The sequence below is a fragment of the Anoxynatronum sibiricum genome (assembly GCF_039414295.1).
GTDB lineage: Bacteria > Bacillota > Clostridia > Peptostreptococcales > Tindalliaceae > Anoxynatronum > Anoxynatronum sibiricum.
The window spans coordinates 81,092-97,730 of sequence record NZ_JBCITM010000009.1 but is presented as its reverse complement, the minus strand read 5'-3'; the positions used below and the strand labels follow the sequence as shown (position 1 = coordinate 97,730).

Sequence of the window (16,639 nt, the reverse complement as noted above, 5' to 3'; positions counted from 1 at the left end):
AACCATGCATATGAACAAGAAATAACATGCATCGAAATGACGATTAAAAGCACATATTCTGCCTTGATTTTTAGATCAAAAAGAGATACATTAAGAAGAACGTTATCTGTCACCGGAGAGATGCAACATGACCTTCGTTGGAATTATGCCATTATTTCGAAAGGCGGTGCATTTCAATGCAGCCCCTGAAAGTGCTCAGTGTATTTGGTACCCGGCCAGAGGCCATCAAAATGGCTCCCCTGGTTAAAATGATGGAAAAAGATCCCCGCTTCAGTTCGAGAGTCTGTGTCACTGCCCAGCATCGGGAAATGCTGGATAGTGTGCTGGCTCTTTTTGACATTACACCCTGGAAAGATCTGAATATCATGAAACACGGCCAGACCATCACCGACATCACCGTACGCACCCTGGCAGGCCTCCAGGAAATTCTGAAGGATTACCGTCCGGATTACCTGCTGGTACATGGTGATACCACCACCACCTTTGTGGCTTCCCTGGCAGCTTTTTACGAGAAGATCCCCGTGGGTCATGTGGAAGCCGGCCTGCGCACCGGCAACATCTATTCCCCCTATCCGGAAGAAATGAACCGACGGTTGACGGGAACGTTGGCCACCCTTCATTTTGCCCCCACTCAACAAAACCGGGAACATCTTTTAAAAGAAAACGTGGCACCAGACCAGATTTTCATCACCGGCAACACGGTGATTGATGCCCTGCTGTCTGTCATTCAACCTGATTACGACTTTCGGGATGAAAAGCTGAACCGGCTGGTGAGTGAACGGGAAGCCCACCCGCTGGTGGTCATGACCTGCCACCGCCGTGAAAACTGGGGGGCACCCATGGAACAGATTTTTGAAGCAGTCTGCCGCCTGGCCAGACGCTATCCCCATTACCGGGTGATCTACCCGGTGCATCTGAATCCAGCCATTGGCAAGCTGGCAGAAACCACTTTGGGGCGTGAACCCAATGTACATCTTATTCAACCTCTTGACTATGCCCCCTTTGCCAACTTGCTGAATGCGGCCACTCTCATTCTCACCGACTCCGGCGGCATTCAGGAAGAGGCACCTGCTTTGGGCAAACCCATTCTGGTGATGCGCACCGAAACAGAACGACCAGAGGCAGTGGCTGCCGGAACAGTTCAGGTGACGAGTGTGGAAACAGAAGCCATTTTCCGGGCGGCCGTCCACTTGCTTGACGACCCCGTTGTCTGGGAAAAAATGGCCCGGGCGGTGAATCCCTACGGGGATGGTCAGGCCTCTCGGCGCATTGGAGAAGCATTGCTTTATGGGGCTGGCCACCTCAGCGCACCCCCTGACAAATGGGAGGGAGAACGAAAAAATAATCGGGATTATTGTTGATAAAACATTAACAAATACCGTTATTTATTTTCCGAATTTATGATATAATGGGAGCGATCAGCGAAAAATGAAACACCGAAAAGGAAGTGCCCTTCAAAATCTGTCTCTCATCAGCTACATTGGCATTGCCATGGTGGTGCCCATTCTGGCGGGGGTGGTGGGGGGAAGATGGCTGGATGAACGGTTTGGCACCAAACCCGTCTTTTTGTTTATTCTCATCGTCGCCGGTGTGCTCATCGGTGCCCGCAATGTGTACCAGCTGGCCATGAAAGATGTGGATCCCCCGCAGTCACGCAGAAGGGAGTGAGTGGCCATGGCTGAAATGGAAGACATCAGCGTCACCCAAAAATCCATTGCCAAACGGGTTTTTCTGGCCAACAGCCTGGTGGCGTTGCTGGGAATGTGGGTGTTTCATCCTCCCCTGGCATTTCTCACCGGTGTTTTTTTTGGAACAGCCGTCTCATTATTGAACTTCCGCCTCCTCTATCTGACCATTCAGCGGGCAGTGACCATGCATCCCGAACGAGCCCGAAAATACACCGTTTCAAGATATATGATTCGTTATGTCCTCACAACACTGGTCATTCTCATCTCCATTCGCTCTCCTGATATTCATGCCCTGGGTACCATCATTGCCATGGTGATGATTAAAATCGTCATCCTGCAGAGAGATCTGCTGAATGATAAACGCTATTTCAAGAATATTTTCACACGAAAGGAGGAAAAGTAAATGCAGCCGATTGCCTTCGGTCCAAGAGTGATGTTTGAAATTCCCATACTGGACGGCATTCCGGTGACCGAAACAGTGGTGAACACCTGGTTGATCATGCTGGTATTGGTGGTGCTGGCCATTCTGGGAACACGTACCCTGCAACTGATTCCAAAGGGCCGGCAAAATGTGACAGAAATCGTTGTGGAAGTGTTGAACAACCTGACCCGGCAAACCATGGGCGATGATAAAATGGGCTTTGCGCCATATATGGGCACCCTGTTTTTAATCCTGCTCTTTATGAACCTGCTGGGCCTGCTGGGGCTTCGTCCTCCCACGGCAGATCTGAACACCACCCTGGCCCTTGCCATCATGACCTTTTGCATGATTCACTACTTCGGGGCCCGCACCAAAGGACTGGGAACATATCTGAAAGGATTCACCGAACCCTTTGTGTTTCTGCTGCCCCTGAATATCATGGGCGAGCTGGCCACTCCCATTTCCCTGTCTTTCCGTCTCTTCGGCAACATTGTGGGAGGCCTCATCGTACTGGCTCTGGCCTACGGCGGTCTCACCAGCCTGAGCAGCTCTTTGGGTCTGTCAGCCTTCCCCATCATGCAGGGCGGCATTCCGGTGGTGCTCCATCTGTATTTTGACGTCTTTGCCGGCGTGCTGCAAACTTTTATTTTTGTCATGCTCACCATGGTCTTTGTGTCACTGGCCATGGAATGATGCGCAACTTGTAAGGAGGAATTGCAATGGATCAATCGATTAATGCCAGAGCAATCATCCTGGCCGCCTCTGCCATTGGCGTGGGTTTTGCCATGATTGCCGGAATTGGTCCCGGAATCGGCCAGGGTTATGCGGCCGGTAAAGGAGCTGAAGCCGTCAGCATGAACCCCAAAAGCGGCAAACAGGTGACCATGATCATGCTTCTGGGGGCTGCCGTGGCAGAAACCTCGGGAATTCTGGCCCTGGTGGTGGCACTGATAATGCTGTATGCCAATCCACTGGTGGGTTTTACCACCGGCACCATCGTGGTGGCAGCCTCTGCCATCGGTGCAGGTCTGGCCATGATCGCGGGCATTGGCCCCGGTGTTGGTCAGGGTTATGCAGCGGGTAAGGGAACTGAAACGGTGGGCAAGCGCCCGGCACTTCAGGGTCCCATCATCCGCACCATGTTTTTGGGGCAGGCAGTAGCCCAAACCACTGGCATCTACGCACTGATCATCGCACTGGTGCTGCTCTTTGCCAATCCGCTGATCAGGCTGTTGTAAAGATACTGCTGCTCTGTTAATCAGCAACAATCTGTTAATCAGTACCACAACAAGATGCCTTCTGACCCCTGTCAAAAGGGAAATGACGAATAAGCACCACCCTGAAAGTTCAGAAAAATTGAACGAATGAGAAGGAGGAAAATGAATATGGAACCAATTACAGGTAGAGCATTAGTACTGGCGGCTTCCGCCATTGGCGCAGGACTGGCCATGATTGCAGGGATCGGCCCCGGGATCGGTCAGGGGTATGCGGCCGGTAAAGGCGCAGAAGGTGTGGGGCGTCAGCCGGAAGCACAGGGTGACATCGTCAGAACCATGCTGCTGGGAGCGGCTGTTGCGGAAACCACCGGTATTTACGGTCTGATCATTGCGCTGATTCTACTGTTTGCCAACCCGCTGGTGGGCATGCTGTAGAGCAAAATACATCGGCGGAATCAGTCTGACTGATTTTCCGGAAAGGAGGCAACACGATGCAGCAAGGATTGGTTGAACCGGGTTGGACCTTTGTGTTTCAGATCATTAACACCATCGTCATCTTCTTACTTTTGCGCCATTTCCTCTTTAAGCCGGTGACTGAATTCATGGCCAAGCGGACACAGAGCATCGAAGACCAGCTGGCCGGCGCACAGGAAAAAGAAACAGAAGCCTTGGCACTGAAGGCCCAGTATGAGGAAAAGCTGGCAGGCGTTCGGGAAGAACGGAATGAAATGCTGAAAGAAGCTGCCCGCAAGGGTGAGGAACGGGGCGAAATTCTGATTCAGGAAGCCCGCGAAGAAATTCGAAAAATGGAAGAACGTTCCCGGTTGGATCTTGAACGGGAAAAAACAAAAGCTATCAACGAGTTCAAAAATCAGATTTCTGAACTGGCGGTACTGGCGGCTGCTCAGATCATGGAACAGGAACTGGATCAGCAAAAGCATGATGCCATGATTCAGAAGTTCATTGAAAAGGTAGGTCGTGAAAAATGGCAGCATTAGTGGCTAAGCGCTACGCCACAGCTCTTTTCCAGGCTGTACAGGAATCGGAAACCACCGATGCCGCCGCTGTGCTCCAGGAACTGAAGGGTATTCAGCAAGCCATTCATGAGGTGCCTGACTTTGCCCGTTTTTTCGCCTCTCCTGTGGTGGGAAACCGGGAGAAAAAACAATTTATCACAGAACTGTTCAAAGAAAAAATCAGCCAAGAGCTGTATCATTTTCTCATGATTCTGGTGGACAAGCGCCGGGAAGCTTCTTTTGAAGGCATGGTACACGTTTTTGAAGAGCTGACAGAAGCGCTGGAAAACCGGATGGAAGCCGTTGCCGTGACAGCCGTTCCCATGAACGAAACCGCTCAGGCCAGTATGGCTGCTTCCCTCAGTACTCTGACGGGTCGGGAAGTGACCCTTACCAACCAGGTGGATGCATCCATCATCGGGGGTGTCATGGTGCGGATGGGAGACCGGGTGATCGACGGTACGGTACGTAACCGTCTGAACCTCTTGAAAGAGGATCTGACACAAATGATTGTATAAAGTGAGGGGTGAAAAGCACAATGAATCTCAGACCCGAAGAAATCTGTTCGGTGATCAAGGAACAGATCAAACGATACGAAAACCAACTGGACTACCAGGAAGTGGGCACCGTTATTCAGGTGGGCGACGGGATCGCCCGGATTCACGGGCTTGAAAAATGTATGGCCGGTGAACTGCTGGTCTTTCCCGGCGATGTTTACGGAATGACGCTGAACCTTGAGGAAGACAATGTGGGCTGCGTGCTCATGGGTTCCGATGAACACATTAAAGAAGGCGACATGGTGAAACGGACGGGGAAAATCGTTGAGGTCCCCGCAGGTGAAGCCCTTTTGGGCAGGGTGGTCAACGCCCTGGGACAGCCCATAGACGGCAAGGGTCCCATTCAAACGGACAACTTCCGGGTGGTGGAACGGGTAGCCCCGGGCATCATTGCCCGAAAATCTGTTCATGAACCGCTGCAAACTGGTATCAAAGCCATCGACTCCATGATTCCCATTGGCCGCGGCCAGCGGGAGCTGATCATTGGTGACCGGCAAACGGGGAAAACTGCCATCGCCATTGACACCATCATCAATCAGAAAGACACCGATGTCATCTGCATCTATGTGGCCATTGGCCAAAAGAACTCCACAGTGGCCCAAATTCAGGATGTTCTCAATCGCCACGGTGCCATGGATTACACCATTATTGTGGCAGCCACTGCCAGTGAGCTGGCACCGCTCCAGTTTATAGCTCCCTATGCCGGTTGTGCCATGGGTGAAGAGTTCATGGAGCAGGGCAAGCACGTGCTGTTGATCTACGATGATCTGTCAAAACATGCGGTGGCCTACCGGGCCATGTCACTGCTGCTTCGCCGTCCGCCGGGCCGTGAAGCGTATCCGGGCGATGTATTTTACTTACATAGCCGCCTGCTGGAACGTGCTGCCAAACTCAGTGATGAGCGGGGTGCTGGATCACTGACAGCACTGCCCATCATTGAAACTCAGGCAGGAGATGTTTCGGCCTATATTCCCACCAACGTGATTTCCATCACCGACGGTCAGATTTTCCTGGAGTCAGAGCTGTTCTACTCTGGGGTGCGTCCTGCGGTGAACCCGGGAATTTCTGTATCCCGTGTGGGTGGAAACGCCCAAATCAAAGCGATGAAAAAAGTGGCAGGAAAACTGCGCCTCGAACTGGCCCAGTACCGGGAACTGGCAGCCTTTGCCCAATTCGGCTCTGAGCTGGATAAAGAAACCCAGGAACGACTGGCCCAGGGGGAACGCATCCTCGAAATCCTGAAACAGCCCCAGTACCAGCCGGTACCGGTGGAAGAACAGGTCATGATGATTTATGCGGTCACCAACAAGTATCTGGCAGACGTGGAAGTCACAGACATCCGTGATTTCGAAGCCGGTCTCATGGTCTATATGCGCAGCCATTTCCCGGAAGTTGGCAAAACCATTCGCGAACAGGGTGCCATGGATGAAGCCACGGAAGAAACCCTGAAAAAAGCCATTGAGGAATACAAGGTTGAGTTCCTGAAAGAAAAGGAATAAGGAACAGGAGGTGACCCATTGGCCGGATTAGGAATGCGGGACATCAAACGCCGCATCAAAAGTGTCAAGAGTACCAGACAAATCACCAAGGCCATGGAAATGGTGGCCTCGGCAAAACTGCGAAAAACCCGGGGAAGACTGGAAGAATCCCGGCCTTTTACCCGGGCATGGAAGCAGGCAGTGCTGGGATTTCTGGGAGAGCTTCAGGGGACAGAACATCCTCTGGTAACCCCCCGGGAAACCATCAATAAAACCGGTTACATTGTCATTGCGGGCAACCGCGGTCTTTGCGGCGGTTACAACACAAATGTTGTGAAACAAGCCTGGGAACATATGCAGGAAAAAAAAGCCACTTGTGTAGTGGCGGTGGGGCAGAAGTCCTGGGATTATTTTTCAAGGCGTGAAGTGGAAGTTCCCCGGTCTTACCTGGGTCTGGCAGAAGTGCCTGATTTCATTGACGCCCAAGAAATTCGACGGTTCTGTCTGGAAAAATACCAGGCAGAAGAAGTGGACGAAATCTACCTGGTGTACACCCACTTTGAAAGCACCATCAGTTACAAACCCAAAGTACTGAAGCTGATGCCCCTGGATGAGGAAGCGCTGGAAACCTGCTTCCATACCGATAAAAGTCTGATGGAAGAAGAACAGATGCGCCGTGAAGCAGCAGCTAAAGATGACTGGGAACTCGCCATCTATGAGCCTTCAGATGCAGAAGTGCTGGGACGGGTGGTCCCCAGCTATCTGGACAGTATGATTTACGGTGGATTGATGGAATCAGCCGTCAGTGAACAGGCAGCCCGCCGGGTGGCCATGGAAAGTGCCACCAGCAATGCGGAAGACATGATCGACAAGCTGCAGCTCCAGTATAACCGGGCCCGTCAGGCTGCGATCACACAGGAAATTGCCGAAATTGTCGGCGGTGCGGAGGCGCTGAAATAGGCGTCGCCGTACGGACAAGCAAAAGGAGGGGAAGCAATGCCGAAAGGAAACATCGGAAAACTGGTGCAGATCATTGGCCCTGTATTGGATATAAAGTTTGAAAACGAACAGCTGCCGGAACTGCTCAGCGCCATTGAAATTTATAAAGATGATGAAAAAATCATTGCCGAAGTGGCCCAGCATCTGGGCGACGACACGGTTCGGTGCGTGGCCATGAGTTCCACCGAAGGACTGGTGAGGGGAATGGACGGCACTGACACCGGCGGCCCCATCACTGTGCCAGTGGGAAGAGCCACTTTGGGCCGCATCATGAACGTGCTGGGAGAACCTGTGGATGAAAAGGGAGCGGTTGAATCAGAGCATCATTTTCCCATTCACCGGCCATCACCTGCCTTTGAAGATCAGGAAACCGCCACAGAAATTCTGGAAACAGGGATCAAAGTAGTTGATCTCATCGCCCCCTACTCCAAGGGTGGTAAAATTGGTCTCTTCGGTGGCGCCGGCGTTGGCAAAACCGTTATTATCATGGAGCTCATCAACAACATTGCCAAAGAACACGGCGGACTATCCGTGTTTGCCGGTGTGGGGGAGCGAACCCGTGAAGGCAACGACCTCTACTACGAAATGATTGAATCTGGTGTTATCGACAAAACCACCCTGGTGTATGGTCAGATGAACGAACCGCCGGGGGCCCGCATGCGGGTGGGGCTCACCGGTCTCACCATGGCCGAGTATTTCAGGGATGAAGAGGGGCAGGATGTCCTCCTTTTCATCGATAACATCTTCCGTTTCACCCAGGCAGGTTCGGAGGTATCGGCACTGTTGGGCCGTGTGCCCAGTGCCGTGGGCTACCAACCCACCCTGGCCACAGAAATGGGCGTGCTTCAGGAGCGGATCACTTCCACCAAGAAGGGCTCCATCACCTCGGTACAGGCAGTCTACGTACCGGCGGATGACCTGACAGACCCGGCACCGGCCACCACTTTTGCCCATCTGGATGCCACCACTGTTCTTTCCCGACAGATCTCCGAGCTGGGCATTTACCCAGCAGTGGATCCTCTTGATTCCACCTCCCGGATTCTTGACCCGGTGATTGTGGGCCAGGAGCACTACGATGTGGCCCGCGGCGTGGAATCGGTGCTGCAGCGTTACAAAGAACTCCAGGACATCATTGCCATTCTGGGTATGGACGAGTTGTCTGAGGAAGATAAGCTTATTGTGGCCCGCGCCCGAAAGGTGCAGCGATTCCTGTCACAACCCTTCCACGTGGCAGAGCAGTTCACCGGCATGGAAGGAAAGTATGTGCCGCTGAAAGACACCATTCGGGGCTTCAGGGAAATCCTGGACGGGCAACATGATGATCTGCCCGAATCTGCCTTCCTCTTTGTGGGCACCATTGAAGAAGCCCGGGAAAAAGCGAAAGCTGGAAAGTAGGTGACCCTGTGGCAGCGAAACTGCATCTTGAAATTGTCTCGCCAGACAGAGTGTTTCTGGACGAAGAAGTAGACATGGCAGTGGTGCGCACCGCTTCCGGTGACGTGGGGCTGATGAATGAGCACATTCCCATGGTGGCGCCGGTGGCAGTGGGACGCATCAAAATTGTTCAGGAAGGCAAAGTGAGAGAAGCCTCCTGTGCCGACGGCGTGCTGAAAATTCGTGGCGACCACGCACTGGTGATCACAGAAGCGGTGGAGTGGATTGAAGAAATCGATATCCAGCGCGCCCGAAAAGCCCGGGAACGGGCAGAGGAACGGTTGAAGGCTAAGTCGGACCAGGTGGACATCGACCGGGCCAAGGCTGCCCTCACCAAAGCACTTAACAGAATCCAACAGTACGAACATCATCAAAAGTAGAACCAGTGATAAGACTCATCAGGTGATAAGACCCATTATGCAAGCTAAGACCATCGCTTTCCGGCGGTGGTCTTTTTCTTTGGGGTCAATAGTCACACAACGTCATAGGTTCACTATTATTTTGCAGCAAAATCGACTATTTTAAAGTATTTGTTTTAATGATGAAGTGGTATAATAATAGCAAGATATCAATGATTTGAGAAATGTTAATCAATCAAAAAAGTCGGTTTACAACAAAAGCAGATACTTTTATTATTGGACACGAAGAATCCCGGCTTAAATTTGGACGCTTATGAGCCTGGAGGAGTGAGTAGCGTAACCGGCCACTTTTTTTAGTGGTCGTTTTTATTTAATTACTGTGCGTCATGGTGATGATATTTTGCAGACGAAATGATCAAAATGTCGAAGACTTCATAGCCAGGATCTTTGGTGTAAGGCACTTCACTTTCTGGTTTCGGCAGTAAAAGGCAGTAGCTACGGAAATATACAAGCTGGAGATAAGCAAGCAGGAGGCACGCTATGAAGAAGTTTAAGATAAACAAACAAAAATTAAAGCAGATCACAAGAAGGGCTTATCAAAAAGACCAACAGCAGTTGCAATCCGTGATAGATGCCATCCAGGACGGTATTCGGGTGATGGATCTGGACTTGATCATTCAACTGCAGAATGAGACTACCCGTCGGTGGAGCAAAAATCGGGAGGAAATCGGGCGACCCTGCTACCAGGTGCACTATGGCCGGCAGGAGCCCTGCAATCATTGCCATGCACTGGAAGCCATCAAAACCGGCACACTGGTTAAAAAAACAGAGTTGTTCCATGATCAGGACAACCACAATAGAACATTGCAAGTCGTTGCTTCTCCACTGCGTGACAAAGGGGGACATATTACCGGTGTGGTGGAGTACTTTCGGGATGTGACGGATTTCTTAAACCGTGAGAATGCGGTTAAGCATATGGAGTCCCGTTACGAATCAATTCTGGATGCCACCAACACAGGTGTGTGGGAATATGATGACAGAAAGAAAATGGAACGCCTCAGCGACACCTATTTCACCTATCTGGGATACGATCCGGCGGATTACACTGACGGAGAAGGTTTCACCAGCCCTTCTTTTTTCAGCGGAATTATTCACCCGGAAGACCGGGAAGGAGAAATGGAAGGATTTAATCAATACATTGCTGACGGCTCCCCTGGTATCTATGAAAACAGGTTTCGCATCCGAAAAAAAGATGGCACTTGGGTGTGGATGCTGTCCCGGGGGAAAACCCTTCGAAACAGCCAGGGAAACGCCACTCACATAACCCTGGGCACCATGACAGACATCACCAGCCAGTACCTGGCTCATCTTTACAGGGAACTGGGGTGGAAAGTACTCCAAGTTTTTAATCAAAAAATGGATCTGGACACCACCCTGCATCATGTATCGGAAACCATCCAGAAATATGCTGGCTTTGAAGTAGTGGGTATTCGTTTGAAAAAGGGGGAGGACTACCCCTTTATGGTTCGAACCGGCAGGCATAAGTTGGAAGAAGATGTGTTTAATACCCTCTTGATCCATGATGGGGATGGGGCGGTGCTCCGGGATGAACATGGCCACCCCTTCTTATCCTGTATGTGTGGTCAGGTGTTGTCCGGGAATATGCCGGCAGATCATCCCAACACGACACCCATGGGGAGCCTTTGGACCAATGAGCTGGGTGTTGTGTTCAACGAAGAGTCCTCTGAACACCTGGCTTTCAAGTTGCGAAACAGTTGCCTTAATCGACAGTATGCATCCCTGGCGCTGATTCCTTTGCGGGAAAAAGAAGACATCGTGGGACTGTTATACCTGGCAGACACCCGTTCCGGATCGCTTTCCCGGGAGATGGTGGAGCTGTTGGAGGTAGTGGCTGCAATGATTGGAGAAGCTTTAGCCCATAAGGCTCTCGGTCAGCAGCTGGTGGAAAAAGAACGGGAATCCAGCCTGCTGATTTCACAGATGCAGCTGGGACTGGCCCTCCATGAAATCATATGCGATGAACAGGGAACACCGGTGGATTATCGTTTCTTAAGTGTCAACGACAGTTATCAGCAGATCACTGGCCTGCGCCAAGAAAACCTGATTGGGCGCACCGTGCTGGAAGTGCTGCCAGACACAGAAGCCTACTGGATTCAAAAATACGGTGAAGTTGCGCTTACTGGCATATCCCGAGAGTTTGAAGCATATTCAGTTGAACTGGATAAATACTTTCAGGTGAAAGCTTACTCTCCCCAAACCAACAGGTTTGCTGTGATCATAGATGACGTGACAGAAAAAAGAAAAGCGACCTTGGAGTTAACCCGGGCAAAGGAAGAAGCAGAAGCTGCCAATAAAGCCAAAACCCAGTTTTTGGCCAATATGAGCCATGAATTAAGAACACCTCTTAATGGGCTTATGGGAATGATTCAGTTGCTGAGATCCACTGATCTTAATAAAGAACAGCAAGAGTTTGTTCATATTGCCATGGAAGGATCCCGGTCATTAGCCCGAGTGGTGGGGGATATCTTGAATTATACAAGCTTGGAAAAGAAAACACAGAAGATCATAGAAGAAACCTTCCACTTGGAAGTATTCATCGATGAAGTCATTGGCCTTCACCAAGCGGCTGCTGCACACAAGAAGCTGCATTTAAAGGCAACTGTAGCCAAGGAGCTGCCGGTACAATTGGTGGGTGACCGTTTCAAACTGAAACAAATTTTGGGAAATTTAGTGGGAAATGCGGTTAAATTTACAGATGTCGGTCTTGTTGAGATATCCGTCAGACCGGCAGAAGATGCGATGCCCTATGAACGCATCAATGTCAGATTTGATGTCAAAGACACAGGTATCGGTATTCCATCGGAAAAGATGGACTACATCTTTCAACAGTTCAGCCAAGTAGATGAATCTCACACCCGGGTCTATGGGGGTTTGGGGTTGGGTTTGGCTGTGGCTAAGGAACAGACTGCTATGCTGGGGGGAAGCTTGGCGGTTGTCAGCACTCCAGGAAAGGGAAGTACGTTTACCTTGATTTGCTGCCTTGGTTTGCCCCGAGAATCAAGAGAAGATGTGTATCCAATGGAACAGGATTGTTGTGAAGCTAAAAAGGCCACTCCCCCAACGTTCAAAATACTGGTAGTGGATGACGACTTCTCCAGCAGGCTGGTGACAAAAATGAGTTTGGAAAAGATGGGATGCAAAGTGGACACGGCCATAGATGGGCAGGCGGCCTTGGATATGGTGAAAGAGACTGAGTACCAAATGATTATGATGGATTGTCAGATGCCTGTGATGGATGGCTATGAAGCCACCAGATGGATCCGGCAGATCGAGAGAGCGCAGGGTAGAGCCACACCCATCATTGCTGTCACCGCAAAAGTATTGCCTGGAGACCGGGAGAAATGCCTGGAAGCGGGCATGGATGGATTTCTGGCCAAACCTTTTCATTTTGATGAACTAAAAGAAACATTGAGAATGTACAATCAGAAAAATTGGATAAGTCAACCCAAAGAATGATGCTAAACCCTTTTCGCTTGTCTTTCACGGGGGGGTTCGATATAATCAGAAGGTAGCCTAAGTGGCAGCCCGTTTCCCCGAAGGAAAAAGGGCCGGAAAGGAATCACATGATGCTGAAGCGTTTTCATCCCGTGAAGCCGGGAGATATCATACTGATTGTGCTGGTGGCCCTGGTGAGTCTCGGGGCTCTTTTTGCCGTGCCCCTGATGCTGGGAGAGGCGTCGGGCAATGGAAAAACCATTGTGGTGACCATGGATGGGCAGGTGATTCACCGCATCCCCATGCCAGAAACAGACGCACTGGAAATCATCGACTTTCCCATCGAAGTGAGCGGCCGTGACTTTACCGCCACCCTGGAAGTGTTGGATGGCGCGGTGCGCCTGCAGCGGCTGCCCCAGGAAATATCACCCCTGTCCATTCATGCAGACATGGGATGGATCCGGGAGCCGTACCAAATGATCATCTCACTGCCCATTCGCCTTTATATCACCATCGAGTTCGATGAAATTCCCGAAGATACACCTGAAATTGACACCCTTGTTTACTAAAAAGCTGAATTGGGAATTGTCCCCGGAGCTTTCTTCTGCTATACTGAAAGATGGCTAATCAGCATCGTCTTTGATGGTGCCGGAACCGCCAGCAATCACGTGGCGTGGAACAACCAAGGAAACAGAAGGAACAGAAATCAGAAAACAGAAGGTGGGAATACCATGTTAGGATTATCTCCGGATATTGGCATTGATCTGGGAACGGCCAGTGTGCTGGTGTTTGTCAAAGGAAAGGGAATTGTGCTTCAGGAACCCTCTGTGGTGGCCATCGATAAATACTCCAATCAGGTACTGGCCGTTGGCCGGGAAGCCCGCAGAATGCTGGGGCGCACACCAGGTAACATTGTGGCCATTCGTCCATTAAAAGATGGCGTTATTTCCGATTACGAAATCACTGAAAAAATGCTGAAATACTTTATACAGAAAACCGTTGGTAAAAAGCTTTTCTTTAAGCCAAAAATCATTGTATGTGTCCCCAGTGGGGTGACAGAAGTGGAAAAACGGGCGGTGATTGATGCCACCAACGAAGCCGGTGCCCGCACCACCTACCTTATTGAAGAGCCCATAGCCGCAGCCATTGGGGCCGGGTTGGACATCACCCAGCCAGTGGGTCACATGATTGTGGACATTGGCGGCGGCACCACCGATGTGGCGGTGATCTCCCTGGGAGGCATCGTGGTGAGCAACTCCATTAAAATTGCCGGCGATAAGTTCGACGAGGCGATTATCCGTTACATGCGCAAAACCCATAACATTATGATTGGTGAACGTACTGCTGAAGAACTGAAAATCAACATCGGCGGAGCTGTCAGCCGTACCGAGCGGGTTTCCATGCATGTGCGGGGCCGAAACCTGGTTTCTGGTCTTCCGGTGAACATTGAAATCACCAGCGAAGAAATGATGGATGCTCTGGAAGAGAACATTGCTTCCATTTCAGATGCCATCCACTCCGTGCTGGAACGCACGCCTCCTGAAATGGCTTCTGACATTGCTGATCAGGGGATCATCATGACCGGCGGCGGCGCCCTGCTCTATGGCTTGGACGAATACGTACAGGCCCGCATGGGGATTCCTGTCACTGTGGCAGAAGATGCCATCAGCTGTGTGGCCAAGGGAACGGGAAAAGCGTTGAACTCCATCCATGTGTTGGCCCAGGCCCGGGGATCCCGGCGCCATGGCGACCGCTGAAAAAGTCTTTCCCTACCGTTGCCCCTAAGCGGGTGGCAGGAAGGGTTTTTCGGAAAAAGATTAAAGATAGCCTGATGAATGCCGATAAATTCCCTGAAGGAATGTGATCGGCATTTTTCACATCTGCTCAAAGGCATTCCACTCTATGGAAATTCAGTCAAACAAATGGAAGATGCAAACGGTAGCGACACACTGCCCGAAAAGGGGGATTCCCATGTTTCGAGGACTTTATAACGCGGTTTCAACCATGAACACCTCACAAAAGCAGCTGGATGCGGCAGCCAACAACATGGCCAACGCCAACACCACGGCTTATAAGCGTGACCTGGTGATCACCGAGGCTTTTCCCGAAGTGCTCATCTCAAAACTGAACGGCACCGAAGCCAATCGACCCTACAGCAACAATACCCAGGTTAATGTGATACAGGACGGAACAGGATTCCGGCTTGATACCGCCGGTGGTTTTTTTGCGGTTTCCACCCGCCTGGGTAACAGTTTTCAGAAAAGCATTGCCTTCGCACCCGATGAAGAAGGGTTTCTCCGCACCTATGAGCGGGACGCCACTGGCCAGATTGTGGCCCGCTACGGAAATTACATACTGGACGCTTCGGGCAACCGGATTCAGGTGCCCGAGGGTCAGCTGGAAGTGGATAACCGGGGCCAGGTGCTGGTTGACGGAGAGTCGGTGGCAACCCTGCTGCGCCGACCGGCAGGTCCCATTATCGGCACCATGAACAGTGGCCAGCGGCTGGAAAAATTTGCCACCGATTTCTCTCAGGGATCTCTGGAGCAAACCTGGAATTCTCTTGATCTGGCGATTTCCGGCAGCGGCTTTTTTGTGGTTTACAAGCCAGACCAGCCCGAGGAAATGTTCTACACACGTGACGGGCATTTCACCCTCAATGAAAACGGGGATATCGTCACCCAGGACGGTTATTTTCTGGGAAGTGTGAACGGCACCTCCATTCTGGTGGACGGAGAAGATTTTGCCGTCACCCCCGAAGGCCGGGTACTGGTCAATGGCGAAGTGCGGGATCAGTTGGAGATGGTGGACTTTGCCAATCTGAAAGATCTTCGCAAGATAGGAGAAAGCCTGTACCGGTTTGAAGAGGGACTTGAACCGGAACCTATTCCCTTTGAGGGACAAGTACTCCAGGGTTTTCTGGAGGGAGCCAATGTGAATGCCATCGATCAGATGGTGGAAATGATCAACCTGATGCGTTCCTATGAAGCCGGTTCCCGGGTGGTGCGCACCTATGATGAAGTCATCGGCAAGGCCATCAACGAAATCGGAAAGTGATGACCTGATGTAAATGCCGGCAGCTTGTAATGAAGCTCAGGAAAAAGAATGGAGGATGACCCATGAGAGCACTCTGGACAGCCGCCACGGGTATGAAAGCCCAGCAGCTGAACATCGACCTGATTGCCAACAACCTTTCCAATGTGAATACCACCGGTTACAAAAAACAGCAGATGCAATTCAAAGACCTGTTGTATGCCAACATTCGCCGCAACCATCTGGCGGAAGGCCAGGGAAGTCCGGTGCATCTGCAGATGGGCCATGGCGTGATGCCCACTTCCACTGCCCGTCTTTTTCTTCAGGGCAATCTGGAAGCCACCGATAATCCGTTGGATATGGCCATCGACGGCGAAGGCTTTTTTGTGGTGGAAGGCCCTGACGGCCAGCCCTACTATACCCGTGACGGTGCTTTCAAACTCAGTGTTGACGGAGAAGAAACTGCGCTGGTCACTTCCGACGGGTATTTTGTCATGTCAGAATTTGATGATCTCATTGTGATTGGTGAAGGGCTGCGGGATCTGTCGGTTTCGGAAATGGGGCTTATCACCGCCATCAATGAAGATGGTGAAATTGAAGAAATTGGCACGCTGAAGATGGCTCGATTCTTGAATCCTCAGGGGTTGGAAGCAAAAGGACAAAATCTGTTTGCCCAGACAGTGGCTTCCGGCGAAGAGATCCCCATGGAAGGGGAAGAGCGTACCAGCCGCATTCGCCAGCGATACCTGGAAACCTCCAATGTACAGGTGGTAGATGAAATGGTGCGCATGATCACCGCCCAGCGCGCTTACGAAATGAGTTCAAAGGCCATTCAGACCTCTGATGAAATGATGGGAATGGCCAATAACCTGCGCCGTTAATCCGGTTGACCGGTGAGGGGCGTTTCTTCTTGAGGGAATG

At 51.2% G+C, this 16,639-nt stretch carries 17 protein-coding genes and 1 riboswitch; all 17 genes read left to right on the top strand.

Annotation, left to right across the window (positions count from 1 at the left end):
* Positions 1-176: 176 nt before the first annotated feature.
* The 17 genes from wecB (at position 177) to flgG (ending at position 16,599) form a co-directional block, all read left to right on the top strand.
* Positions 177-1,361 (top strand): non-hydrolyzing UDP-N-acetylglucosamine 2-epimerase, encoded by a 1,185-nt coding sequence (gene wecB, locus AAIG11_RS10255; protein WP_343186158.1) that lies wholly within the window; start codon positions 177-179, stop codon positions 1,359-1,361.
* A 67-nt stretch (positions 1,362-1,428) separates the two neighbouring features.
* Positions 1,429-1,668, top strand: coding sequence for an AtpZ/AtpI family protein (locus tag AAIG11_RS10250; protein WP_343186157.1), 240 nt, complete (start codon positions 1,429-1,431; stop codon positions 1,666-1,668).
* 6 nt (positions 1,669-1,674) lie between these two features.
* Positions 1,675-2,091: an ATP synthase subunit I gene (locus AAIG11_RS10245; protein WP_343186156.1), complete on the top strand. Its 417-nt coding sequence runs from the start codon at positions 1,675-1,677 to the stop codon at positions 2,089-2,091.
* Positions 2,092-2,802, top strand: coding sequence for a F0F1 ATP synthase subunit A (gene atpB, locus AAIG11_RS10240; RefSeq protein ID WP_343186155.1), 711 nt, complete (start codon positions 2,092-2,094; stop codon positions 2,800-2,802).
* Positions 2,803-2,828: 26 nt separating this feature from the next.
* Positions 2,829-3,347 (top strand): ATP synthase F0 subunit C, encoded by a 519-nt coding sequence (atpE, locus tag AAIG11_RS10235; RefSeq protein WP_283408882.1) that lies wholly within the window; start codon positions 2,829-2,831, stop codon positions 3,345-3,347.
* Between the two features lie 147 nt (positions 3,348-3,494).
* Positions 3,495-3,761, top strand: a complete 267-nt coding sequence (gene atpE / locus AAIG11_RS10230) for an ATP synthase F0 subunit C (protein WP_283408883.1) — start codon at positions 3,495-3,497, stop codon at positions 3,759-3,761.
* Positions 3,762-3,817: 56 nt separating this feature from the next.
* Positions 3,818-4,324 carry a F0F1 ATP synthase subunit B gene (atpF, locus tag AAIG11_RS10225; protein ID WP_343186153.1) on the top strand — a complete coding sequence of 169 codons (507 nt, stop codon included), beginning with the start codon at positions 3,818-3,820 and terminating at the stop codon, positions 4,322-4,324.
* Complete coding sequence (atpH, locus tag AAIG11_RS10220) at positions 4,312-4,860, top strand: ATP synthase F1 subunit delta (protein ID WP_343186152.1); 549 nt, start codon at positions 4,312-4,314, stop codon at positions 4,858-4,860. The genes atpF and atpH overlap by 13 nt, the downstream gene beginning before the upstream one ends.
* A 20-nt stretch (positions 4,861-4,880) precedes the next feature.
* Positions 4,881-6,398 carry a F0F1 ATP synthase subunit alpha gene (gene atpA / locus AAIG11_RS10215; RefSeq protein ID WP_343186151.1) on the top strand — a complete coding sequence of 506 codons (1,518 nt, stop codon included), beginning with the start codon at positions 4,881-4,883 and terminating at the stop codon, positions 6,396-6,398.
* 18 nt (positions 6,399-6,416) lie between these two features.
* Positions 6,417-7,337, top strand: a complete 921-nt coding sequence (gene atpG / locus AAIG11_RS10210; protein ID WP_343186150.1) for an ATP synthase F1 subunit gamma — start codon at positions 6,417-6,419, stop codon at positions 7,335-7,337.
* 36 nt (positions 7,338-7,373) lie between these two features.
* The gene (gene atpD / locus AAIG11_RS10205) at positions 7,374-8,771 is read left to right on the top strand and encodes a F0F1 ATP synthase subunit beta (RefSeq protein ID WP_343186149.1); all 1,398 of its coding nucleotides are present in this window, start codon (positions 7,374-7,376) and stop codon (positions 8,769-8,771) included.
* An 8-nt stretch (positions 8,772-8,779) separates the two neighbouring features.
* A complete protein-coding gene (gene atpC, locus AAIG11_RS10200) occupies positions 8,780-9,190 on the top strand; it encodes an ATP synthase F1 subunit epsilon (protein WP_343186148.1) in 411 nt (136 codons plus the stop codon).
* A gap of 248 nt (positions 9,191-9,438) precedes the next feature.
* Positions 9,439-9,524: riboswitch (cyclic di-GMP riboswitch) on the top strand.
* A 185-nt stretch (positions 9,525-9,709) separates the two neighbouring features.
* A complete protein-coding gene (locus tag AAIG11_RS10195; protein ID WP_343186147.1) occupies positions 9,710-12,706 on the top strand; it encodes a response regulator in 2,997 nt (998 codons plus the stop codon).
* 110 nt (positions 12,707-12,816) lie between these two features.
* Positions 12,817-13,254: a NusG domain II-containing protein gene (locus AAIG11_RS10190; RefSeq protein WP_343186146.1), complete on the top strand. Its 438-nt coding sequence runs from the start codon at positions 12,817-12,819 to the stop codon at positions 13,252-13,254.
* Between the two features lie 162 nt (positions 13,255-13,416).
* Positions 13,417-14,442 (top strand): rod shape-determining protein, encoded by a 1,026-nt coding sequence (gene mreB, locus AAIG11_RS10185; protein ID WP_283408891.1) that lies wholly within the window; start codon positions 13,417-13,419, stop codon positions 14,440-14,442.
* 214 nt (positions 14,443-14,656) lie between these two features.
* Positions 14,657-15,742: a flagellar hook-basal body protein gene (locus AAIG11_RS10180; RefSeq protein WP_343186145.1), complete on the top strand. Its 1,086-nt coding sequence runs from the start codon at positions 14,657-14,659 to the stop codon at positions 15,740-15,742.
* Positions 15,743-15,804: 62 nt separating this feature from the next.
* A complete protein-coding gene (gene flgG / locus AAIG11_RS10175) occupies positions 15,805-16,599 on the top strand; it encodes a flagellar basal-body rod protein FlgG (RefSeq protein WP_343186144.1) in 795 nt (264 codons plus the stop codon).
* The last annotated feature ends 40 nt before the right edge of the window (positions 16,600-16,639 follow it).

Coding starts and splice junctions, on each gene's coding strand:
- wecB (WP_343186158.1), top strand. CDS start 177: ATGCAGCCCCTGAAAGTGCTCAGTGTATTTGGTACCCGGCCAGAGGCC.
- AAIG11_RS10250 (WP_343186157.1), top strand. CDS start 1,429: ATGAAACACCGAAAAGGAAGTGCCCTTCAAAATCTGTCTCTCATCAGC.
- AAIG11_RS10245 (WP_343186156.1), top strand. CDS start 1,675: ATGGCTGAAATGGAAGACATCAGCGTCACCCAAAAATCCATTGCCAAA.
- atpB (WP_343186155.1), top strand. CDS start 2,092: ATGCAGCCGATTGCCTTCGGTCCAAGAGTGATGTTTGAAATTCCCATA.
- atpE (WP_283408882.1), top strand. CDS start 2,829: ATGGATCAATCGATTAATGCCAGAGCAATCATCCTGGCCGCCTCTGCC.
- atpE (WP_283408883.1), top strand. CDS start 3,495: ATGGAACCAATTACAGGTAGAGCATTAGTACTGGCGGCTTCCGCCATT.
- atpF (WP_343186153.1), top strand. CDS start 3,818: ATGCAGCAAGGATTGGTTGAACCGGGTTGGACCTTTGTGTTTCAGATC.
- atpH (WP_343186152.1), top strand. CDS start 4,312: ATGGCAGCATTAGTGGCTAAGCGCTACGCCACAGCTCTTTTCCAGGCT.
- atpA (WP_343186151.1), top strand. CDS start 4,881: ATGAATCTCAGACCCGAAGAAATCTGTTCGGTGATCAAGGAACAGATC.
- atpD (WP_343186149.1), top strand. CDS start 7,374: ATGCCGAAAGGAAACATCGGAAAACTGGTGCAGATCATTGGCCCTGTA.
- AAIG11_RS10195 (WP_343186147.1), top strand. CDS start 9,710: ATGAAGAAGTTTAAGATAAACAAACAAAAATTAAAGCAGATCACAAGA.
- AAIG11_RS10190 (WP_343186146.1), top strand. CDS start 12,817: ATGCTGAAGCGTTTTCATCCCGTGAAGCCGGGAGATATCATACTGATT.
- mreB (WP_283408891.1), top strand. CDS start 13,417: ATGTTAGGATTATCTCCGGATATTGGCATTGATCTGGGAACGGCCAGT.
- AAIG11_RS10180 (WP_343186145.1), top strand. CDS start 14,657: ATGTTTCGAGGACTTTATAACGCGGTTTCAACCATGAACACCTCACAA.
- flgG (WP_343186144.1), top strand. CDS start 15,805: ATGAGAGCACTCTGGACAGCCGCCACGGGTATGAAAGCCCAGCAGCTG.